We start from the raw sequence: 21425 nt of genomic DNA on the forward strand, positions 1-21425 counted from the left end.
CTCGCGTTGCGCTAGCGTCGCAACGCTCAAACAGCCGCATCTTAAAACCTTGCCAACCGCCTCCCGAACGGCGCGGCTCCACGGGCGATCCGTTCTAACCATCACAGGGGTATATTCACAAAACCAAACACCAACAATGCCTTCAGCACAATGCTGCTGCCAGTATCTACCGCGCTGGTGAAGTTGGGGCTTGGTTTCCCGTGTAGCGAAAATCGCAGCAAGGAGAGAGACAAACTGCATCATCGTTTGGCTCACGACGCAGCAAGGGCAGCGCGGAGCGCTTTTCGCCCGGGGCGCCTTCTCTTGCTTACTTCTCTTGGCGAAGCAAGAGAAGTGAGTGCCGCGGCGCACAGCCGCCAACCCAAGCCAAATGAATCGACGACACACCAGCAAAAGAATTAAGGCAATTGAACGCACACTGAAAATATCCTGCCAATGGTGCAAAAGCTACAAGAAATACATTGCCAATTAGCCATAAACATACCCCCCTTTCTCACATGGTATATTAAAAGTCCATTCGGACAGAGTCGATCCGACAGCAATCAAGCCGCACCGAAAAAATCAGCGTGGGTTAACAAACCCTGCCACCCTACGCACTGAAACAACATTAAGAGCCCGACGAAATGAAAATATTAGTTAGTCTACTTTTTACATTCATCGCAATTTCCGCTCATGCTGATTTTGATAAGGGAATTGAAGCCTATAGATCTCATGACTTTGAAACTGCACTCAAAGAACTAGAGCCCTTAGCTGAAAAAGGGGATCCAAGGGCACAATTTGGCCTAGGCCTTATGTATGGACGCGGGGAAGGAGTAGCACTAAACGACCAAATTGCAGTGAAATGGTATTCAAAGGCTGCAGATCAAGGACTAGCTGATGCCCAAGCAACAATGGCAATTAGATATTCACAAGGAATTGGCGTCCCCGTTGACAAGCAGAGAGCCCTTATCTTTGCACAGAAAGGCGCGGAGCAAGAAAATCAAGTGGCTGAGCTGATGCTCGGAATATTTTATTTAAACGGATTTGGTATTAAGAAGGATTATAAAAAAGCTATGGAACTAATTAGAAAATCGGCAGAAAAAGGGGAAAAAGGAGCTATTGCCGCACTTGGACAAATGTTTGAAAAGGGCTTAGGGACAGAGAAAAACAATGTAGTTGCATACGCCCTTTACAAACAGCTAAACAACGAGCAAGCACAAAATGCAATTGAAACTATTTCAGAAAAAATGAATGCCATTGAAAAAGAAAGTGCCGCCACTCTTGCAGCAGATTTATCCCAAGCCAGCAACTCTTTATATTTTGTCGATGAATACTTAAAAAAGACAAAACATTAACCATAGATCGACACAGCATACAGCATACCCACCAACAAAAAAGACCGCCATCGGCGGTCTTTTTTATCATCTCAAACTACACAATTACTCAATCACTGGCGGATTACGCAATTTGATGTGCAATTCGCGCAATTGCTTCTCGTCCACCGCATTCGGTGCATTGGTCAACAGACACTGCGCACGCTGCGTTTTCGGGAAGGCGATCACATCGCGGATGGATTCGGCGCCGGTCATCAGGGTGATCAGACGATCCAGACCGAAGGCCAGGCCGCCGTGTGGAGGCGCGCCAAATTTCAGGTTGTCGAGCAGGAAACCAAATTTGTTTTGGGCTTCTTCTTCGCCGATGCCGAGCGCGTCAAACACGGTGGATTGCACATCGGCGCGGTGGATACGCACCGAGCCGCCGCCCAGCTCCCAGCCATTGAGCACCATATCGTAGGCGCGCGCTTTGCAGGCGCCCGGATTGGTTTTCAGCAATTCCAGATGCTCGGCTTTTGGCGAGGTGAACGGGTGGTGGCAGGCATTCCAGCGCTTGCCATCTTCGTCGTATTCAAACATTGGGAAATCCACCACCCACAGCGGTTTCCATTCACGTTTGAAGTAGCCGCCCTCTTCGCCGCGCTCGTGACCGATTTTGATCCGCAGTGCGCCGATGGCTTCGTCCACGATTTTACGTTTGTCGGCGCCAAAGAAGATGATGTCGCCATTTTGTGCGCCGGTGCGCTCGATGATGGCTTTCAGGGCGTCGTTAGACAGGAATTTCACGATCGGGGCTTTCAGGCCCGAATCTTCGGCGTTGCTGATGTTCGATACATCTTCCACCTTGATGTAGGCCAGACCTTTGGCCCCGTAGATGCCAACGAATTTGGTGTAGTCGTCGATGTCTTTACGGCTCAGGGTGGCGCCACCTGGTACGCGCAGGCCCACTACGCGGCCGCCGTCCATGTCGGCTGCGCCGCGGAAGACTTTGAATTCTTCCGTTTTCATTACGTCGGTGAGCTCGGTGAATTTCAAGTCTACGCGCAGATCGGGTTTGTCCGAGCCGTAGTAGAACATCGCGTCGTCGTATTGCATGCGCGGGAATTCGCCCAGATCTACGCCGATGGCTTCTTTGAAGACATGGCGGGCCATTTCTTCGGTGATATTCATGATTTCTTCTTCGTTCAGGAACGAAGTTTCAATATCGATCTGGGTGAATTCAGGCTGGCGATCAGCGCGCAGGTCTTCATCACGGAAGCATTTGGTAATCTGGTAGTAGCGATCGAAACCGGCCACCATCAAGAGCTGTTTGAACAGCTGTGGCGATTGCGGCAGCGCGAAAAATTGACCGTCGTGTACGCGAGATGGCACGAGGTAATCGCGCGCGCCTTCGGGCGTGCTGCGAGTCAGCATCGGGGTTTCGATGTCGATAAAGCCACGGGTATCGAGGAAGTTACGCACCAACAGGGCCACTTTGTAGCGCAGTTTCAGATTGCGCTGCATGGTGGGGCGACGCAGGTCGATCACGCGGTTTTGCAGGCGCACGTTTTCCGACAAATTGTCGTCGTCGATCTGGAACGGTGGCGTTTCGGCCTTGTTCAGGATGATGATGTCTTTGGCCAAGACTTCGATCTGGCCAGAGATCATTTTGGCGTTGGTGGTGCCTTCTGGGCGCGCACGAACGATACCTTTGATTTCCAATACATATTCAGAACGCGCGCTATCGGCGGTGGCAAAGGCCTCCGGGGTATCCGGATCGATCACCACTTGCACGATGCCTTCGCGATCGCGCAAATCGATAAAGATTACGCCACCGTGGTCACGACGACGATGAGCCCAACCTTGCAAAGTCACAGTCTGGCCGAGGTATTGCTCGTTGATCAGACCACAGTAATTCGTACGCATTGAATTTCCCTAAATCATCGAAAATGGTTGGCCGCCCGCTCGCTTAGACCGTGGCCGGCGAGTGAGTGGTGTCGGGTGCGGGCACCGGCTTGGTCGCCGGCATCACCACGCCCATGGAGATCACATACTTGAGCGCTTCATCCACGCTCATATCCAGCTCTTTGACATCGCTTTTACGCGCCATGAACAAAAAGCCGGAGGTGGGGTTGGGGGTGGTTGGCACAAACACCGAGATCAGCTCGCCATCGAGTTTGTCGCCAATTTCACCGCCCGGGGTGCCAGTATGAAAACCGACCGCCCAGGTGCCCTGATGCGGAAACTGCACCAGCACCGCTTTGCGAAAAGCCTGACCCGAATCCGAAAACACGGTGTCGGACACTTGCTTTACGCTGTTGTAAATCGAGCGCACGATCGGGATGCGCTTGAGCAGGCTTTCACCCAATTGCAGCAGGCGGCGGCCCAAAACATTGGTCGCCACCATGCCGGTAAACAGCAATACCAAAAAGGTGAGAATGACCCCAAAGCCAGGTATATGCCGCGCGCCGTTGAGTTCCGGGATGCTGCCGGACATACCCCGCAATAGCCAGTAATCTGGCCGCAGCTCGTTCGGCAAAATGGCGCCGATCTGGTCGAGCGTGCCGATCAGGGTATTGAGCACCCAGATGGTAATGGCGAGCGGAATCCAGATCAGCAGGCCGGTAATCAGGTAGCGCTTGAGAAAGCTAGTCACACAGATCCCTTGTGGGGCTTAGTGGCAACCGCCGGGTGGGCAGCTGGGCGCACAGGCTCCGCTATTTTTAAAATCGGTCTGATACCAGCCATTGCCTTTCAATTGAAAGCCGGCGGCGGTCAGTTGTTTTTCGTATTTCTCGGCCTGGCACGCGGGGCACTGAGTGAGCGGCGCGTCGGCCATTTTCTGCATATGTTCGTCAGCATGGCCACATTCGGCACAGCGATAAGCATAAATAGGCATGATTACTCCTTTCCAGAACTGGGCATTATAACGCAGATCGCGCAAGCGTTGATATTGGCCCGCCGTTGGGAAAATCCAAGGGTGCGCCTGGCGGGATGCCGCGGGCGAACCGCGAGCAAAGCAGCTGTAGCCTGTGCCTGACAACACCCCCTACTCAAAACAGGGACGAGCTTTAGGTAACCCTGATCGGATGATAGCGCGACAACAATCACAGCACGACTATGCTTTTATGAGGAAAGCATACGCCCCCTTCAATCGTCTTGCATGCGCGATGAATATACACAGAAAATAAAGTGAATAGGCTGCAGCGATGATTCCTACTACCTTATTAAAACTGCCTGCATCACCAAAACCAGAAGGGCAACCATCTTAGTCTCTCGGACGAATCAAATTAGCACACAGTAGGATTTTTATATCAGCTTTGAATGATTAACAGTAGATATCAAGCATTTCGCACATAAAAAAAAGAAAAATCATCATCACTGCAATCAATCGGACATAAATTCGTTATCAGTAAAACAACGTCAACAGGCAACAATCCAACACATAGCGAACACTGCAAAATAGAAAACCAACCCCTTCCACCAAGAAAAGGTTGGCTTAACACTACAACCAGCATATGTATAGGCTAATACTCAATCAACAAAAGTTCTATAGTCAAATGAATACCCGAGAACAGGCTCCGCATTGATTGTTGCATCATAAGCCTGACCAAACATATTCTTGGTAAATAATACCGTGATAGCATTTCCCGGAACCGAATCAGGAAATGACAATGAAACAACAACGTCCACCCCTTTCATTGCAATCCAATCCTGTTTAAATCTAAAGTAAAAATACTCGGAATCAGGAACACGAGACAACTGCACAGACTCATTGTGCACATACCGGCCTTTAGCATCTTTAATCTCTACATACATCAGGCCCGTATTCTTCCTTCCATAGGTACCTAACTGAAGACTTAAGCCAGAAAGTCTATTAAAAGCAATGGGAATATTTTGCTCATATATTGACCCTTTAATAAACTCTCCACTTTTTGTACTACCAACACCTGAATAGCGCGACATACCAACCAACTCTGACAATACTTTCATATTAGCACCCGCAGCAAGACTAGCGCCTGAGAACTGGGAGACATCAACACTTGGAAAGTATTTAAAAGGTATATTAACACTCCAAGATCGTGGATAAATAGGCATTCTTACAAGATAATCAGGATAAAAGACCTCTTCATTATGAGCAACATTAACCCTATAACTTAAAAATCTCCCTACTAACCGCTCAGCATCAACATGCAAATCATATTTTCCAGTTTTCAACTCTGGAAACAAGCTGTCTGTTGGAACATATTGCTCTGGATATAAACGTTTAGATGTCACATGCTGCTCTTGAAATATAGCAGCGGCCTTATTGTCAAAATTCTTTTCTCTATCGAGCGTAACTAACGCGACTGCATTACTAGGCTTCGCTTTAACTGGCGTTAGCTTCAACTTAACATCAAGTTCTTTAAAATTTAACTCCTTCTTTAAATTTATCTTAAAATAACCATAATCAACAAGAGTGGAAACATCTATATATTCTCTATGAAGCAACTCTTCAGACGGAGAAAAAAGTTCAACAAGCACACTTCCAGAATTTAATCGCCGATAAGTCGCAAACTGTATCTCGATAGAGGACACGTGATTACTTAATAACGGAATTAACTGCGTATACGTTTTACCTTCCAACATCTCACCCGTAGGAAGGTCACCAGATGGGAAGGCATAACCAAAATCCCGATGCCACTTTTGGCCAGAGCTATTTGAAACAGAAAAGACCTGCTCCCTAAAGGACAGATCAGTCATTAGCAAAGTACGCGGGCTCCTTCCTTCGAAAAGAAAGGTGAGATTAGTTAGATACAACCCTAATGTAAAGACTGTTAATGCGGCACATAACCAGCGTAGGCGTCCCTTATTATTAATTAGGTCAACAGCAAGGACAGCAACAAATACAGCTATATAATTTGTGCCGTAAAAATACCTATCCGGGTAGCTAGAAGAATAATGATTCAAAAGCTCTGTCAGCACAGGGCGCATAAACGCAGTTGCAGCAGACGCAAGAACAGCCCAAAAGAACAACAGCAAAAGAATCTTTCTCGAAAAAGAATTTCCAGCAAAAATAAGGGCAAAAATAACCAAACCAACAAATAAAACAAAAATGCCAATAACCCAGTAGTCATTGAACGCCGAGTAATATGGAAAGACAAAAGGGTAGAGAATTGACCTAGCTACAAGCACCTCCAATAAATTTTCAACCACAAAATTGGATGCATTCTTACCCCTAGACGTCAATAAACCATTCTGAGCATAGCGAAAAAATATAAAGGCCGCCAAAACAAGCAGCCCAGTCAGCAAGAATTTATTCTTTAATAAAAATAACTTAGCATCACTAGCTTTATATTCAAAAACTAACAAATAAGAAACAACAGCAAAAAAGCAAATAGGGTTGGTTGCAACACACAACAACAAAGCCAAGTCAATCAGCCTGACTTTAAATCTTGTCAGTAGCAAAGTACCACGCCCAATCAGCAGCAAAACACTTAAAAAATAAAAAGCATAACCGATATTATTCAGGCGACCTATAATCTCCGAACTAGTATCCCCTAATGGCAACAGAAGAATCAAAAAAAACAGAATGCATCTAGCGGCACAGGACAATAGCTTCTCCGTCAAGAAAAAGCATGCCGTCCCCACAAGTGAGAAAAACAGCAGAGAGTAAAATGCTACAGCTTCTGGCAGCCACAACAAGGCATTCCCAGAAAATGCAAGTGATGTCTGCACAGACAAAAACATCAACAGCAAATTACCCCAAACAAAATAGTCTGGGCGAGCATTAATAAATACTTCAATCCAACCACCATTCAAAGCACGCGCAATCCAGTACCCGTCTTCGGCATACAAAATTGGGTGTTGAAATGCATCAGAGTTTCTAAAATAAAAAACAACAAACGAAAACACCACTAATGCAATAAATCTTAGCAAAAAAGGCAACCTACCAATTTTTAAAACCCAAGAATTCATGCCAACCATAACATAACTCACATTTTTTCAACTAGAATATAAATTAGCGCCACATATCAAACAAGAAAACCTTATGGGTTATACAAACCCAAACAAGCACAAAAGAGAATCTTCAAAACTGATAGATTCCCTTTAAATGCACTGATTTTTGTTGGCACTTCACCCCTTGGATATCGACGAATTGTCGCCAACTCCAAACAGCGATATCCGAGTTTTGGAGCACGATAAGAAAGGTAAGCAAGTAACTCGTAGCTTGAAAAAACATCACGAAATATCCCAATATCAGGATCGGATAACATTTTAGAGCTATAGGCACGAAAACCTTGAGTTGTATCTGTCCATTTGAAACCCGATGCAAAACTAAGTAGCGGAGCATGAATATATCGTATGGCAAAGTTGCGTGAGGCCGGGGTATTTTCGGCAACACCCCCTTTAATAAAACGCGAGGCCTGCACGAAATCAACTCCATTATTTAACGCTTCGATAAAGCGTGGAATCGCTTCCGGATCATCTTTATCGTTCCCATCGATACTAATAATTCCTTTATATCCATAATCCAGTGCAAAAGCGTATGCGCAACGTAATTGGGCACTCAATTTACCCTGGCCAGTTTTCACAATTAATCCGCGAACTCCATACTTCTTGAGCAAATCTAATTCCAATGATCCATCCGTACTGCCACCGTCAACAATGATGATGTCTGCGATATCGGGGATCTTGAGCGCTTCCATTCGGGAAAGTAGGCTTTTAATCCGTTCCCCTTCGTTAATCACTGGCACAACAACGCACCATGGATGCCTTCTATCCAACCAAAACAACGTATCAAATTCAGGGACTTGCAAAGCCGCACGATTTTCAAAGTTCATATTTGAAGTCATTTTTTCATTAAACTATTTTAGTGGTAATCAGTGCAACACCGGCTATGACCAAAAGAATCCCTGCACCGGTAGTCCAGTGAAAAGGCTCTCGAAAAATCACGGCCGAACACAATGCGACCGTTGCTACTGCTCCTGCAGTTAAGATGGGGTGGGCGACATTGAGCGGAAGGCGCGCCAATGCTGCGGCATAGAGTAGAAAAGCAACCCCATACAATCCAAGCCCGAGCCAGAACGGCCAATTGCCGAGAGCAGCAATCGGGTCACTAAGAGAAGGGAATTTTCGAGGTGGTATCATTGCAATTTTGACTAGAACACTTGCAGCAGCATTGGATGCAATACCCAATATGAGGATAAGCCATTTCATTTATCGGGGCTCTCCTTCTAGTGGCGATAATGTTTGATCGCGACTTTCAATGCCCGCTCAATGGCTTGATCATGCGGCTCATTTTTAGTGGCCAGCATTTCAATTGCAACGAGATGTCGAGGTAGGTATTGACGTAATGCTTGACTGAGATTCACATGGTCACAAACCCCATCTCCCAGAGGCAATAGGTCAGCCTCACTGGCATGAATATGCCCGATTATTTGTGCATGCGCTTGGAGCACCTCAAAGACGCTCTCCTGATTAATACTCAACGCGCCTGTATCTAATTGCATTTTCACGGCAGGGTGAGCAATTTTCTTAACCACCTGAGCCGTTTCTTCGCTGGTAATCATGAAATTAGCACCATAGCAAATTGGATTTGGCTCAAGGCATACAATGACACCATGCGACTGGGCTATGTCTCCTATTCTTCGAAAGAAAGGCACTGCAATCGACAACGCTTCTTGATCGCTCAAGCCTGTGCGATCTCGATTTTTTGGAGAACCAAATACAATTCGCGTCGCACCAAGGATACCGCCGATACGACAAATACTTTCTAGATGTTGAATCAATGGCCGCTGTGATTCTGGGCTACTAAAAACATTCAAACCCGCAGTGCCAAACAACAGCGCCTGCATGCCTGTAATTTCAATGCCATACTCCTGCCACCAAGCCTTCACCCGAAGAACCTCATCCGTTGAGGCCAAGTTTGGATTTGGAAAATACTTCCCGGGAGCGATATCAATCGCATCGATATCATAGCGAGCAAGTAACTGAGCAATTTTTCTATCCTCTGCTACATCCCATGCGATATTTGATATTCCAAGTCTCACTGTGCGCGCTCCGTAGTTTTTCCATGATATTTCTCAGATTGAGCATAGGATCGAATTGCATGAATTGTATCGCGCACACTGTATTGATAATGCCCATCCACACCAAACACAGCAGCATATCGTGAACGCATATCATATATTGCCGGCGATCCTTCTAAAGGCTGGTGAAATTCTTTGCCAAACCCATGCAATGAAACATCGGCAACACTAATCGGAGCAGCCGTCAGATGTATTAGTTTTAAACTTGAACTGAGTGCGGTTTGAATATCAAACCAAAGATTGACCATTGGATAAAACTGAAAAACACCGCGACTTTCTATCGAATGCAAATTATTTTGATGCAAGAAATCGTAAATTATGTTTTTTCGCAAGCCAGGCCCCACCAAACCGGGCAAACGAACAATCAGGTAATCTTTAAAATGCAACTCAACAAATTTCTCCAACAAACGCCGATGTAAGCCATAAGCATGCAAATCAATCTCATCAACAAAGCTCGCCTCATCTACACCATTTGGATTTTTAAACACATCAACCGTACTAATTAAAATGAACTTTTTGCATTTAATAGTTTTAAGATGATCGATTAAACTTTCAATTTTTTGACGATCCGCCACAGGATCTAGATTCGCGACCCATTTTTGCGCCGGAGCGCCAGCACAAACCACTATATCAAATGATTTGCCATCTATTTCATCAATATTCGTCGATCGATACAGAAAATCAAAGGATGCTTGATTAAGCAGAGTACTACCAACAAAACCTGAAAATCCAATAAGCGCGTTCGCCATTTACAGTCTCAAATCTAGAAAATTATCACATTAAAAAAAACAAAGATTCTCATCATCTAGCCGCTCAAGCACATCATAAATATTATCTATCTTCCCACCCAATACTGAGAAACACCCAGGAATTTCTGCATGCCGTTCAAATAGAATAGGTCGACCATCATCGCCTTCATTCTTGACCAGCACAGTTTTTACTTCAAATAAAGAGTCAATATATCGTGCCCTCAGCACGGAGGGAACATAACGTGCTACATCTCTAACCATGCGCTCCACGCGTGTTTGCCGCTCGTATTGTTCTAACTTCTGATAAGGATTAATCCCTAGCTGATCTATCCAATGAAGATGTGGGGTATAGCGAACATGTGATAACGTGTGTAATGCTCGAGCAGGAAATGGCATCATAGAAAAAAAAGGCCCATCCATCACCGTAATACCAAACCCCTCCAGCTCAGCTGGAGCTTGCATCAGGGCCATCTCGGTAATCTCTTGTTTTAATTTTGTTGTCGTACCAGGAAAATCGCCAGTAAACTGGTTAAGCCCACTATAAGTGCAATTAAAAACAAATCGAGTAGCGATGGTCACCTCTGCGAGGCCTTTTTCTTTCACTTGAACGAGCACTGAATTATCAGGTCCGTGATAAATAGCAGTCGCACATGATTCAAATCTCACCTGTATACCACATTGTTTTATTTCGTCCTCTGCCCAAGACGCCAATTTCATCGCATCGAAGGCGTACTCATCGACTAAAAAAACATCTTCGATCAGCTGAGATGAAAACAAAGCACGCTGCTCTGGTTTTGCTATCTCGACTCGAGCACCAATTTCATGACAAAACCGCTGAAACTGCTTCCCTGTCACTTTTGAGTTTCTTCGCGCGATGGCATATAACTTAGTAAAGTCTATTTTTACGGCTTGAGGCCAACACTGAACAAACCGAGGCAAATTAACACGACTGCGATAGGCTGTTGTAAAACTGCGTGGATAGTGATAGCCATTATGAACCCTAGCCTGATTATTATAAGAGGCACGGGTTAACAGTGATGACTCACGTTCGATGATCAGGACTCGTTTAAAACCACGCTGCTTCGCGAGATATATTGCAATAGCAGCGCCATAAAACCCACCACCTATAATAACTGCATCCTGAAGGCCAAGATTCTCTGACATACTGACATTCCTCAGCGTATATCCACTGGAGAAGTTGATTCTGTCGCAACAACTTCTAGGTTTAGTTTTTTATGGCGAGTCATACGTGCACTCGTAAATTCTTTACCAATATGATAAAGCGGCCCTTCATTTGATAACGAGGCCATCTGCAGAATGTACTCACCCAGAACCAACAAAACCAGAGAAATCAAGAAAAACATTCCAGATTGTTGAAGAGAAAGACTAATCCATCCAGGCTGAACATGCGCAGAAAAGATTCCAATTGCAATTACATAAAAAGAATAAAGCACATTCGCAAAAGCTCCAAACAACGAAAGTGAAGTGACTAGCCGCATTGGGGCATGTGTAGTGGCAACTAGAAGTTTGATGCCTCGATCAATACTTTCACCCAAAGGCTTAGTACGTGAGGCCTTTGGCACAGCACTGTAGTTTAAGTTGACCCGTGCAAATCCGGCTGTTGCAGGCAAATGTCGATATGCAATCGCTGGCTGCGGATGCTGCAATATGAAATTGATGATACTTTTACTTAATATGCGACAAGGTGGCGCATCCTGAGAAAGCCGAACACCATGAAATCGCTTATAAAGGCCATTAAAAATCAAGCAAGCCATTCTATAGGTCAAAGTTTGTGGCGATTTAATCAAATTAGCTGCAAACACCACATCCACTCCGCTGAGGGATTTTTCCAACATTTCAGGCAAAAATTGAATACTATCCAGCTCAGGATCAATCACAGCAACATAATCACCCAGAGCATTTTCTAATCCCACCCACGCGGCTGCATCTCCATCAACTTCTTTAGTCAATGCATAGACCTGCAAATTCGGCAACCCGTCTTCCAACGTGTAAGATTTTAACTTAATTACGCTATCATCTATTGATGCATTATCAACCACTATCAGCTCATAATCACTCACCAACGAAGAGAGCAAATCAGTTGCCTCCAGCAATAAATCGTCTAAATAATCAGAGCTATTGCGAACCACCAGAGCAACAGATAAAAAAATAGGAAAATTAGCCACACCAGCACCTTAGATTTAATTAGTTTAATCTTTGAACTTTTAATAGGCGAGCAACGCTCTTTGACTTTCATGCTCATTGGCGCAACATTGACGCGCCTTTGTAAAATTAGCCGGCACTCACCCAAAGCGGCACTTTGATAGTCGCAACTACATTCTGACATAAAAATAAATTAAACCATCCAACGAACTCTACTCTGCGCAAAGCTTAGGATTGCTTATTAGTTTGGATGTTTTTGCCAGCAAGCTGCATCGACTTCAGAATTTGACAAGCACCTATCATACAACCCACATTAAGACTATCAGGTTTTAGCACCTCCCGCCACGGCTGTGGCTCAAACCCAACGCTTTTGCTTATACACCATTTGAGATCCAGCCTATGAACGATTAACTTACTGCTCGCCTTAGCTTCAAACAAGACTTTATTTTTTAATTCAACCTTGTTCCATTATCAATGGCTTGCTAACTCTATCGGTTACAGACAAACCAAACATGCTGCATAGCAAATAACAGGGATATCCAAGACCAATGCTAGGATTTAATTTTTTGCTTTCTTGCTGAAAATCAAGATTATTTAATTATCCATTTATATATACCTAGCCATTAATGATGTCAGTTGCAATTGCATGAAGTTTATACTAAAACTGACTTACTTTCAGCCGCGAAACATAAAATACACCGCCCCCACCATGCACAGCGCCGCCCAGACGTAATTCCACTGGAATGGCTGCTTCATATAGAAGATGGCAAAGGGGATAAATACCGACAAAGTAATGACTTCTTGCAAGATTTTCAGCTGCGCCAAGCTATACACTTGATACCCGATCCGATTGGCGGGCACTTGCAGCAGGTATTCAAACAGCGCGATGCCCCAGCTCATCAAGGCCATCAGCAACCAGGGCTTGGTGGTGCCGTTTTTCAAATGGGCATACCAGGCAAAGGTCATAAAAACGTTCGAGCAGAGCAGTAACAAGACACTGCTTAGGGCTGGTGGCAGGTTCATAAGGCAAAACCAGAGTTTCTTTGTTAAAATCGCCGCCAGTTTACCGAGACCCTTAACCCCGGAATACCCATGTCTGCATTACGCACCTTGTTTGTGGCCCTGCCCTTGCTGTTTAGTTTGTCCGCCCATGCTGCCGACAGCGACGATATCCAGCAACTGATCCGCAGCAAACAATTTGCCCAGGCACTGGAGCGTGCGGACAAGAGTCTGGCTAAAACCCCGAAAGATGCACAAGTGCGCTTCCTGCGCGCGCTGGCGCTCAGCGAGCTTGGTCGCAGCGATGAGGCGATTAAGGCCTTCACCCAGATTTCGGAAGAATTCCCGCAGCTGCCCGAGCCCTACAATAATCTGGCCGTGCTGTATGCCAACAAGGGCCAATTTGATAAAGCGCGCACTGCGCTGCAAATGGCGATCCAGACCAACCCAAGCTATGCCATCGCGCATGAAAACATGGGTGATCTGTATGCACGACTGGCTTCGCAGGCCTACGATAAAGCCCTGCAACTGGAAAGCAACAACGCGCAAATCCAGACCAAACTGAAGCTGGTGGATTCGCTCTTTAGCCAGCCCGGCCGTGCAGTAGGCAGCAAGCCCACCACCGCCGCCACCACGCTGGCGCCGACCAACAAACCATTACCTGTCACCATCGCCACCATCAAGCCGGCAATTACTGCTGCGCCAGCGGTGCTGATCACCCCGCGTCCAACACTGGCGCCGACGGCAGTACCAACGGCGGTAGTAACCGCCAAACCGACGCCAACGGCAAAACCGACCGCCACGCCAAAAGCCACGGCCGCTCCAACCGCAACGCCGAAAGCCGAGAAATCGGATAGCGCCGCCAAGCAGCAAGTCCTGGCCAGCGTTGAAGGCTGGGCCAATGCCTGGAGCCGCCAGAATGTGAAAGGCTATCTCAATAGCTATTCGAAAAACTTCAAAGCACCGGGCGGACGCAGCAACTGGGAAAAAGATCGCGAAGCGAAAATTAGCTCGCCGAAATCAATTAGTGTCGATCTGCGCGATGTACGGGTCGAAATGATTGACGAGAAAACCGCCAAAGTGCGGCTGCGGCAGGATTACAAATCCGATCGTTTGTCGACCAGCACGGGTAAAACGCTGATTCTGGAAAAAGTCGGTTCACGCTGGTTGATCAGCGATGAACGGATTGGCGGCTAAGCGACTGGTTGAAGCTGCATGATGCATATTTCCCGCCGCGCTAAGCGCTGGCTGTGTTTGCTGGCGCTAGTTATTCTGGCGCCAGCTGCTCGCCATTTTCTGCCCGACGATGCCAATCGCCCCTACACCCTGCGCCCGGATCAAGTCGGCACCGCCGCCACGGGTAATCACGAAGAACGCATCCTGGCCGCGATTGATGCGATCCGCGCCGGCAAAATGGCCGATGCGCGCGCTACTGTCGATGCCATTCTGGCCGAGCAACCCAATTACCGCCTCGCGCATCTACTCAGTGCCGATCTTTACGCCATGCGCGCCATGCCGCTCAGTACCATCGGCGGCGGCGCGGAGCAAGCGCGACAAAACCAGCAATTGGCCGAGCGGCTGGCCGATTTGCGCAAAGAAGCGCAGGTGCGGATCAACTATCGCAATATGCCCACCCCACCCGAAATGGTGCCGGCCAATATTCTGCAGTTTGCCCCCGAGCAAAAATACGCAGTGCTGGTGGACGCCGACACCTCGCGGCTGTATGTCTTTGCCAACCAGAATGGCACACCCAAAATGGTGATCGACCATTATGTAACGGTGGGCAAACTGGGGATTGGCAAACAGGTGGAAGGCGATCAACGCACACCAATCGGCGTGTATTTTGTGAATAAACACCTGCCCCGCCCTTTGCTGGATAAAACCTACGGCGAGCGGGCTGACCTGTATGGCGTTGGCGCGTGGCCGATTTCCTACCCGAATGAGCTGGATAAAAGCGACAAAAAAACCGGCTACGGCATCTGGTTGCATGGTAGCCCCGCCGCCACTTATGCCCGCCCACCGCAAGCCTCGAATGGCTGCGTGGTACTCACCAACGAAGAAATGCTGAATGTGGCGCAGTATTTGCAAGTGGGTGCCACCCCGGTGATCGTTACCCCGAAAGTGGAATGGCTGGAGCTCAAACAATGGCAGCAGCGCCAACAAGCCGCCCGGCAATTGATTGAGCAATGGCGCACCGCCTGGGAATCGCTAGATAACCAGCGCTATCTGAATTTTTACGGCAGCCGCTTTTTAAGCCCGGAAGGCCAAAACCTGACCAGCTGGCGCCTGCAAAAAATGGCGGTTAATGCTGGCAAACAGTGGACCAAAGTGAAAATCAGCGATCTATCCATGTTCGCCGTAACCGGCCCTGAGCCACAGCTGGTAACGACATTTGAGCAGGATTACACCAGCAACAATCTGGATAATCAGATGCGCAAGCGCTTGTACTGGCAGGTGGAAAACGGCCAGTGGAAAATCCGCTGGGAAGGCGCGCCGATCAATGAAGTACGGGTATACGACCCGAAACCAATGACAGAATAGCCTAGCGGGCAATACCCCTAGCTCGATCTACTATTCAAGCCAATAAAAAACCCGCCACTGGCGGGTTTTTTATTGCGGCACTGACCGCCAATTACAGCGTCAAGCCACCGGTGACTTCGATGGCGGCGCCGTTGATGTAGCTGGCATCATCCGATGCGAGGAAGGCATACACGCTAGCGATTTCTTCTGGCTGGGCCAGGCGTTTCATCGGCACACGCTCTTCCATGCCTTGCAATACTTTCTCGGGCATGGCTTTAACCATCGGCGTAGCGACAAAGCCCGGACACACGGCGTTGGCGCGGATGCCTTTTTTGCCCAACTCTTTCGCCCAAGTTTTCACAAAGCCGATCACGCCGAATTTGGTTGCCGCATAATTGGTCTGGCCAAAGTTACCGTACACGCCCACGACCGATGAGGCATTCAGAATCACGCCACTGTTTTGCTCGATCATGGTGTCGACCACGGCCTTGGTACAGTTGTAAACACCTTTCAGATTGATGTCGATGACGCGATCAAACTGATCATCACTCATTTTGTAGAGCTGGGCATCCATGGTGATCCCGGCATTGTTCACCAGCACATCAATGCGCCCCCACTGTGCTTTCACTGCGCTCACCATTGCGGCAATGCTCGCGGGGTTGGTCACATCCACCACAAAGCCCACGGCCGCAGCGCCGGTGGCTTGCAGATCAGCCACCACGCGGTCGATACCGGCCTGGTTTACATCACACACCACCACTTTCGCGCCTTCAGCCGCAAACCGCACCGCGGTGGCTTCGCCAATCCCGCTGGCCGAACCGGTGATGATGGCGACTTTGTCTTTGAGCTTCATGATTTTCTCCTGGAGGATGGATGCCCCGCCCAGTGGCGAGGGGGTTCATCTAGCAGAATAAGCACAGTGCTGCATTGCAGCAAGTTAAAAGATCACGACAAAGCTTGATTAATAACAAAAAAGCCAGCTTTTATTCAGCTGGCTTTCAGTTTTGAGAAATGAAGTATTTAGCGTTCGGCCGATTTCTTTTCAATGCCTTTGATCAGCGAGCGGCAATCCACCACTTGCAGATCGTTATCCCGGGCAAAGGTCATGATAAAACTATAGACACGCGGATCGATTTTTTCGAGCTGGCGATCCACCGCCACACAGCGCACATTGTTGTGCATCATGGGCCGCACATACGGCGCATACGATAGCTTTTGATCCACGCCAAAGGTCGACAAAATGCCGGACAGGCGCTCGGCCCAGTCGCTAGGACGGAATTCCCGCCCATTGCTGGTAATGCCCTGAATGATGATTTCGTACGGATTACAGATCATAGGGATGCCAAACTGAGGTGTTAATCTGGCCGACGGGGCCAGCTGGCGCAATTATAGCATTGCTCGCCGACTTGCCGGCAGAAATGTAAGCGCGGCGAACTTAGTACAAGTACCGATTGCCGAGCGGCCAGAATTGTTTAGCGCTTGCCAGAAATGGGTAAAACGCTGAATAATGTTGGTTTTTTCAGCCATTTTGAACGGCCATGCTAGGGCTGTTCGGGAACACCGTCCAGATGCGCCATTACTTGAAGTTCACCGATTTCAGTCTCGAAGAATACCAATACCTGTTTAGCCGCGCGGCCAAGCTCAAAGCCCGTCTGCGCGCCGGCGAGCTGTATCAGCCGCTGCCAGGCAAAGTGCTGGGCATGATTTTTGAAAAATCATCCACCCGCACCCGCGTATCTTTTGAAGCTGGGATGTTTCAAATGGGCGGCCATGCGATGTTCCTGCAATCTAAAGACACCCAGCTGGGCCGTGGTGAGCCAATCGAAGACGTAGCCAAGGTAATCAGCCGCATGGTCGATATCGTGATGGTGCGTACCTATGAGCAATCGATCATCGATCGCTTTGCCGAAAATTCGCTGGTGCCGGTGATTAATGGCCTGACCAATGAATACCATCCGTGCCAGATCATGGCCGATATCTTTACCTATATCGAGCGCTTTGGCTCGATTGAAGGCAAAACCGTGTGCTGGATCGGCGATTCGAACAACGTTTCGCGCACCTGGCTGCAAGCGGCCAAGCTGTTTAATTTCAAGCTGAACCTCGCTTGTCCAGTAGGTTACGACATGACCGTGCTGGATGATGAGGAATACAGCAAAGAGAATTTTGAAGTCTTCCGCGATCCATTCTCGGCCGCCCGCGATGCCGATATTGTGACCACCGATGTGTGCACCTCAATGGGTTTCGAACGTGAAACGCTGCAGCGCAAAAAAGACTTCATTAATTACAAAGTATCCGAAAAAGTGATGCTGCAAGCCAAGGCCAATGCCGTATTCATGCATTGCCTGCCTGCGCACCGCGGTGAAGAAGTCGACCCAGAAGTGATCGACGGCCCACAATCGGTTGTTTGGGATGAAGCCGAAAACCGCATGCATGTACAAAAAGCCGTGATTGAATTCCTGCTTTTGGGCCGGATTGACGATTAATTAGTATGTTTGGCATTACCGATCTCTGGGCGTATTTACTGGGCACCGTGCTGATTATTCTGGCACCTGGGCCCAACTCGCTGTTTGCGCTGACCACCGCCGCCACCCGTGGCCGGGCGGCTGGTTTTGCCGCCGCCGGCGGGATTGTGGTGGGTGACTTTATCCTGATGCTTGCTGCAGCCCTCGGAGTTGCGTCCTTGATGCAGACGCATCCGGTCGCGTTTGATGCTGTGCGCTATCTGGGCGCAGCTTATCTGATGTATATGGGTGGCAAGATTTTATGGTCGCAGTTGCGCCCGCAATCAGCCACACCGAGCGTGGCCAGTGACACCGCGCCTGTCGCCTACCGGCCACGACAGGCCTTTAAAACGGCACTGGGGATTTCGCTGGTGAACGTCAAAGCCATTTTGTTTTTCATGGCTTTCTTTCCGCAATTTGTCGACCCGCACTATCCGCAGGTCTGGCACACCTTTACGGCGCTGGGCCTGATTGTCCAGCTGGTCAGCATTAGCTATCTGACTATCCTGATTTTGGCTGGCACCACGCTGGCAGCCCGGCTGGGCGGCATTCGCTGGCTGAAATCACTCTTAAACAAACTGATTGGTACGCTATTCGTGAGCTTTGGTTTGCGACTGGCGTTAGACTAGGTTATGGGCCATTTGGCTCGTTTGTGCATATTCATCGAGGTTCTTCATGTCTGATGTGAAAAAAGTAGTTCTCGCGTACTCCGGCGGTCTGGATACGTCAGTGATCCTGAAGTGGCTGCAAGACAATTATGCGTGTGAGGTCGTGACCTTCACAGCAGATTTGGGCCAAGGTGAAGAGCTGGAACCCGCACGCCAAAAAGCGCTGAAATTCGGCATCAAGCCAGAAAACATCTACATCGATGATCTGCGTGAAGAGTTCGTGCGCGACTTCGTATTCCCAATGTTCCGCGCCAACACCGTGTACGAAGGTGAATACCTGCTCGGCACTTCCATCGCCCGCCCACTGATCGCCAAACGCCTGATCGATATCGCCCGCGAAACTGGCGCCGAGGCCATCAGCCATGGCGCGACCGGTAAAGGTAACGATCAGGTGCGCTTCGAGCTCGGCGCTTATGCGCTGATGCCGGAAGTGAAAGTGATCGCCCCATGGCGTGAATGGGATCTCCTGAGCCGCGAAAAACTGCTGGCTTATGCCGAAGCCAATGATATTCCGGTGGAAATGAAACACCGCAACGGTGGCGCGCCTTACTCGATGGACGCCAACCTGCTGCACATCTCGTATGAAGGCCGCCATCTGGAAAACCCAGAAGCGGAAGCCGAAGACGCAATGTGGCGCTGGACCGTCAGCCCAGAAGCTGCACCCGATGCTGCTGAATATCTGGATGTGGAATTCGAACAAGGCGACATCGTAGCGCTCAACGGCGTGCGCCTGTCACCTGCACAAGTGCTGACCAAGCTGAACGAGCTAGGCGGCAAGCATGGCATTGGTCGTCTGGATCTGGTTGAAAACCGTTATGTGGGCATGAAATCGCGTGGCTGCTACGAAACCCCCGGCGGCACCATCATTCTGAAAGCCCACCGTGCCATCGAATCGATCACGCTGGATCGTGAAGTCGCCCACCTGAAAGATGACCTGATGCCACGCTACGCCAGCCTGATTTACAACGGCTACTGGTGGTCGCCTGAGCGCAAAGTGCTGCAAACCCTGATCGATGAAACCCAGAAAACCGTGAACGGCTGGGTACGCCTGAAGCTGTATAAAGGCAATGTCATCGTCGTGGCGCGCGATTCTAAAACCGACTCACTGTTTGACAAAACCATCGCGACTTTTGATGATGATGGCGGCGCGTACAATCAGAATGATGCGGGCGGCTTTATCAAGCTCAACGCTCTGCGCATGCGCATTGCCGGCCGTCTGAACCGGAAATAATCATCACCCCAGGTGCCGCCGCGGCGGCACCACTGACGGATCAATCACTCGATCCATTTGCAGGTATTAAGGCATGCTGGAAGCACTCATCAATATGGACGAAGAGACGTTTACCACGCTCTCGACCACGATTCTGTGTACCGGCCTGATGGCCTACATGGGTTTTATCATTTACAACCTGGCCAAGGAATCCAAAGCCGGCAAATATGGCACCATGGTGCTGTTTTTTGCGCTTGGTTTGGGCATGGTCGGGTTTATTGCCAAAACCATTCTCACTGAAGTTTTACAGAAATAAGGGTAAGCAATGAGCCAGTTTGACAATGTATCGGTCCTGAAACAGGGCAATGTGTATTTTGATGGTAAATGCGTCAGCCACACCGTGGTGTTTGCCGATGGCAGCAAAAAAACGGTGGGCGTGATTTTGCCCTCAACACTGGTGTTTAACACTGGCGCACCTGAGATCATGGAAGTGGTTGCCGGGGTATGCCGCGTAAAGCTTGCTGGCGAAAGCACTGCAACTGAATACGGCGCAGGGGTATCTTTTAATGTTCCTGGCAATTCCAGCTTTGAAATCGAAACCGTAGAAACCCTGCACTACGTTTGCCATTTCGGCTAAACCTGCGCAGCGTTCATTTCCTGAGGCAGCGAGTTGTTCGCTGCCTTTTTCCTTTTTTTGTGGAGAGCGTGCATGCCTTCGTTTGACATTACTTCCGAAACCGATATGGTGGCGCTGAAAAATGCCATTGATATTGCGGAGCGCACCATTGTGAACCGCTACGACTTTAAAGGCACCAGCGCCAAAGTCGAGCTCAATGAAAAAGACAAACTGATCACCATCCACGGCGATTCGGAATTCCAGCTCGACCAGATCAAAGACATTCTGTTTCCGGCGCTGGAAAAGAAAGAACCCGATAGCAGCAAGCGACTGGAACAGGAAGACGTGCAAAAAGTCTCGGGCAATAAAGTGAAACAGGTGCTGAAGATCAAAGATGGCATCGATCGTGAGCTGGCCAGCAAGATCATCAAGCACATCAAGGACTCCAAACTGAAAGTGCAAACCGCCATTCAGGGCGACGAAGTACGCGTCAGCGGCGCCAAACGGGATGTGTTGCAGGAAACGATCGCCGTGGTGCGCAAGTCAGTCGATTTTCCGCTGCAATTCCAGAATTTCCGCGACTGATTCGTCAGCGGGAATGGGCTGAACAGCTACACTACGGGTGTTACGGGAAC

Annotated in this window: 23 protein-coding genes; 9 read left to right on the forward strand and 14 right to left on the reverse strand. The window is 48.6% G+C overall.

What is annotated here, in order from left to right; all coding sequences use genetic code 11:
* Nucleotides 1–243, reverse strand: a 243-nt coding sequence (locus tag L991_RS17725) for a hypothetical protein (RefSeq protein WP_231550521.1), incomplete at its 3' end; no start/stop codon positions are given.
* Nucleotides 244–623: 380 nt separating this feature from the next.
* Between L991_RS17725 and L991_RS08855 the strand changes: the two genes are divergently transcribed.
* Nucleotides 624–1334 carry a tetratricopeptide repeat protein gene (locus L991_RS08855; protein ID WP_052190764.1) on the forward strand — a complete coding sequence of 237 codons (711 nt, stop codon included), beginning with the start codon at nucleotides 624–626 and terminating at the stop codon, nucleotides 1332–1334.
* Nucleotides 1335–1418: 84 nt separating this feature from the next.
* Here L991_RS08855 and aspS read toward each other — a convergent pair whose 3' ends face one another.
* The 11 genes from aspS to L991_RS08910 form a co-directional block, all read right to left on the reverse strand.
* Nucleotides 1419–3218: an aspartate--tRNA ligase gene (gene aspS / locus L991_RS08860; protein WP_028448628.1), complete on the reverse strand. Its 1800-nt coding sequence runs from the start codon at nucleotides 3216–3218 to the stop codon at nucleotides 1419–1421.
* A 43-nt stretch (nucleotides 3219–3261) separates the two neighbouring features.
* Complete coding sequence (locus L991_RS08865; protein WP_028448627.1) at nucleotides 3262–3954, reverse strand: DUF502 domain-containing protein; 693 nt, start codon at nucleotides 3952–3954, stop codon at nucleotides 3262–3264.
* A gap of 12 nt (nucleotides 3955–3966) precedes the next feature.
* Entirely contained in the window at nucleotides 3967–4191 is a 225-nt protein-coding gene (locus tag L991_RS08870; RefSeq protein ID WP_028448626.1) for an FmdB family zinc ribbon protein, read from the reverse strand.
* A gap of 635 nt (nucleotides 4192–4826) precedes the next feature.
* A complete protein-coding gene (locus L991_RS08875; protein WP_156129034.1) occupies nucleotides 4827–7271 on the reverse strand; it encodes a hypothetical protein in 2445 nt (814 codons plus the stop codon).
* 50 nt (nucleotides 7272–7321) lie between these two features.
* Nucleotides 7322–8116, reverse strand: coding sequence for a glycosyltransferase family 2 protein (locus L991_RS08880; protein WP_197053851.1), 795 nt, complete (start codon nucleotides 8114–8116; stop codon nucleotides 7322–7324).
* A gap of 19 nt (nucleotides 8117–8135) precedes the next feature.
* The gene (locus L991_RS08885) at nucleotides 8136–8492 is read right to left on the reverse strand and encodes an EamA family transporter (RefSeq protein ID WP_047394370.1); all 357 of its coding nucleotides are present in this window, start codon (nucleotides 8490–8492) and stop codon (nucleotides 8136–8138) included.
* A gap of 17 nt (nucleotides 8493–8509) precedes the next feature.
* Nucleotides 8510–9325 carry a sugar phosphate isomerase/epimerase gene (locus tag L991_RS08890; RefSeq protein WP_047394374.1) on the reverse strand — a complete coding sequence of 272 codons (816 nt, stop codon included), beginning with the start codon at nucleotides 9323–9325 and terminating at the stop codon, nucleotides 8510–8512.
* Complete coding sequence (locus tag L991_RS08895) at nucleotides 9322–10113, reverse strand: NAD(P)-dependent oxidoreductase (RefSeq protein WP_047394377.1); 792 nt, start codon at nucleotides 10111–10113, stop codon at nucleotides 9322–9324. The genes L991_RS08890 and L991_RS08895 overlap by 4 nt, the downstream gene beginning before the upstream one ends.
* A gap of 30 nt (nucleotides 10114–10143) precedes the next feature.
* Entirely contained in the window at nucleotides 10144–11277 is a 1134-nt protein-coding gene (locus tag L991_RS08900) for an FAD-dependent oxidoreductase (RefSeq protein ID WP_047394380.1), read from the reverse strand.
* 11 nt (nucleotides 11278–11288) lie between these two features.
* Nucleotides 11289–12299, reverse strand: coding sequence for a glycosyltransferase (locus L991_RS08905; RefSeq protein ID WP_047394383.1), 1011 nt, complete (start codon nucleotides 12297–12299; stop codon nucleotides 11289–11291).
* Nucleotides 12300–12951: 652 nt separating this feature from the next.
* Nucleotides 12952–13299, reverse strand: coding sequence for a DMT family protein (locus L991_RS08910; RefSeq protein ID WP_028448625.1), 348 nt, complete (start codon nucleotides 13297–13299; stop codon nucleotides 12952–12954).
* A 69-nt stretch (nucleotides 13300–13368) separates the two neighbouring features.
* Here L991_RS08910 and L991_RS08915 point away from each other — a divergent pair, with 69 nt between their 5' ends.
* Both L991_RS08915 and L991_RS08920 read left to right on the forward strand, forming a co-directional pair.
* Nucleotides 13369–14472, forward strand: coding sequence for a tetratricopeptide repeat protein (locus L991_RS08915; RefSeq protein ID WP_047394386.1), 1104 nt, complete (start codon nucleotides 13369–13371; stop codon nucleotides 14470–14472).
* Between the two features lie 18 nt (nucleotides 14473–14490).
* Nucleotides 14491–15816: a murein L,D-transpeptidase family protein gene (locus L991_RS08920; RefSeq protein WP_051258656.1), complete on the forward strand. Its 1326-nt coding sequence runs from the start codon at nucleotides 14491–14493 to the stop codon at nucleotides 15814–15816.
* 91 nt (nucleotides 15817–15907) lie between these two features.
* On the opposite strand, the gene fabG is transcribed toward L991_RS08920, so the two are convergent.
* Complete coding sequence (gene fabG, locus L991_RS08925) at nucleotides 15908–16648, reverse strand: 3-oxoacyl-ACP reductase FabG (protein ID WP_047394389.1); 741 nt, start codon at nucleotides 16646–16648, stop codon at nucleotides 15908–15910.
* 167 nt (nucleotides 16649–16815) lie between these two features.
* A complete protein-coding gene (locus L991_RS08930) occupies nucleotides 16816–17130 on the reverse strand; it encodes a DUF3579 domain-containing protein (protein ID WP_028448622.1) in 315 nt (104 codons plus the stop codon).
* A gap of 233 nt (nucleotides 17131–17363) precedes the next feature.
* On the opposite strand from L991_RS08930, the gene argF reads away from it, so the two are divergent.
* The 6 genes from argF to L991_RS08960 all read left to right on the forward strand — a co-directional run bounded on the left by argF (nucleotide 17364) and on the right by L991_RS08960 (nucleotide 21375).
* The gene (gene argF / locus L991_RS08935; RefSeq protein WP_028448621.1) at nucleotides 17364–18278 is read left to right on the forward strand and encodes an ornithine carbamoyltransferase; all 915 of its coding nucleotides are present in this window, start codon (nucleotides 17364–17366) and stop codon (nucleotides 18276–18278) included.
* Nucleotides 18279–18283: 5 nt separating this feature from the next.
* The gene (leuE, locus tag L991_RS08940; protein WP_047394392.1) at nucleotides 18284–18925 is read left to right on the forward strand and encodes a leucine efflux protein LeuE; all 642 of its coding nucleotides are present in this window, start codon (nucleotides 18284–18286) and stop codon (nucleotides 18923–18925) included.
* Nucleotides 18926–18971: 46 nt separating this feature from the next.
* A complete protein-coding gene (locus L991_RS08945) occupies nucleotides 18972–20195 on the forward strand; it encodes an argininosuccinate synthase (protein WP_028448619.1) in 1224 nt (407 codons plus the stop codon).
* A 73-nt stretch (nucleotides 20196–20268) separates the two neighbouring features.
* Nucleotides 20269–20490, forward strand: a complete 222-nt coding sequence (locus L991_RS08950; protein ID WP_231550522.1) for a DUF2788 domain-containing protein — start codon at nucleotides 20269–20271, stop codon at nucleotides 20488–20490.
* 9 nt (nucleotides 20491–20499) lie between these two features.
* Nucleotides 20500–20811, forward strand: coding sequence for a pyrimidine/purine nucleoside phosphorylase (locus L991_RS08955; protein WP_028448617.1), 312 nt, complete (start codon nucleotides 20500–20502; stop codon nucleotides 20809–20811).
* Between the two features lie 72 nt (nucleotides 20812–20883).
* Nucleotides 20884–21375, forward strand: coding sequence for a YajQ family cyclic di-GMP-binding protein (locus L991_RS08960; protein WP_047394395.1), 492 nt, complete (start codon nucleotides 20884–20886; stop codon nucleotides 21373–21375).
* Nucleotides 21376–21425: the final 50 nt, after the last annotated feature.

Source organism: Chitinibacter sp. ZOR0017, from assembly GCF_000799095.1.
GTDB lineage: Bacteria > Pseudomonadota > Gammaproteobacteria > Burkholderiales > Chitinibacteraceae > Chitinibacter > Chitinibacter tainanensis.

Excerpts from the sequence above, each read along its gene's own strand:
- L991_RS08880 (WP_197053851.1), bottom strand. The coding sequence starts at position 8,116 with ATGAACTTTGAAAATCGTGCGGCTTTGCAAGTCCCTGAATTTGATACG.
- L991_RS08900 (WP_047394380.1), bottom strand. The coding sequence starts at position 11,277 with ATGTCAGAGAATCTTGGCCTTCAGGATGCAGTTATTATAGGTGGTGGG.
- L991_RS08915 (WP_047394386.1), top strand. The coding sequence starts at position 13,369 with ATGTCTGCATTACGCACCTTGTTTGTGGCCCTGCCCTTGCTGTTTAGT.
- L991_RS08895 (WP_047394377.1), bottom strand. The coding sequence starts at position 10,113 with ATGGCGAACGCGCTTATTGGATTTTCAGGTTTTGTTGGTAGTACTCTG.
- L991_RS08945 (WP_028448619.1), top strand. The coding sequence starts at position 18,972 with ATGTCTGATGTGAAAAAAGTAGTTCTCGCGTACTCCGGCGGTCTGGAT.
- argF (WP_028448621.1), top strand. The coding sequence starts at position 17,364 with ATGCGCCATTACTTGAAGTTCACCGATTTCAGTCTCGAAGAATACCAA.
- L991_RS08955 (WP_028448617.1), top strand. The coding sequence starts at position 20,500 with ATGAGCCAGTTTGACAATGTATCGGTCCTGAAACAGGGCAATGTGTAT.
- fabG (WP_047394389.1), bottom strand. The coding sequence starts at position 16,648 with ATGAAGCTCAAAGACAAAGTCGCCATCATCACCGGTTCGGCCAGCGGG.
- L991_RS08960 (WP_047394395.1), top strand. The coding sequence starts at position 20,884 with ATGCCTTCGTTTGACATTACTTCCGAAACCGATATGGTGGCGCTGAAA.
- L991_RS08920 (WP_051258656.1), top strand. The coding sequence starts at position 14,491 with ATGATGCATATTTCCCGCCGCGCTAAGCGCTGGCTGTGTTTGCTGGCG.
- L991_RS08870 (WP_028448626.1), bottom strand. The coding sequence starts at position 4,191 with ATGCCTATTTATGCTTATCGCTGTGCCGAATGTGGCCATGCTGACGAA.
- aspS (WP_028448628.1), bottom strand. The coding sequence starts at position 3,218 with ATGCGTACGAATTACTGTGGTCTGATCAACGAGCAATACCTCGGCCAG.
- L991_RS08950 (WP_231550522.1), top strand. The coding sequence starts at position 20,269 with ATGCTGGAAGCACTCATCAATATGGACGAAGAGACGTTTACCACGCTC.
- leuE (WP_047394392.1), top strand. The coding sequence starts at position 18,284 with ATGTTTGGCATTACCGATCTCTGGGCGTATTTACTGGGCACCGTGCTG.
- L991_RS08855 (WP_052190764.1), top strand. The coding sequence starts at position 624 with ATGAAAATATTAGTTAGTCTACTTTTTACATTCATCGCAATTTCCGCT.
- L991_RS08930 (WP_028448622.1), bottom strand. The coding sequence starts at position 17,130 with ATGATCTGTAATCCGTACGAAATCATCATTCAGGGCATTACCAGCAAT.
- L991_RS08885 (WP_047394370.1), bottom strand. The coding sequence starts at position 8,492 with ATGAAATGGCTTATCCTCATATTGGGTATTGCATCCAATGCTGCTGCA.
- L991_RS08910 (WP_028448625.1), bottom strand. The coding sequence starts at position 13,299 with ATGAACCTGCCACCAGCCCTAAGCAGTGTCTTGTTACTGCTCTGCTCG.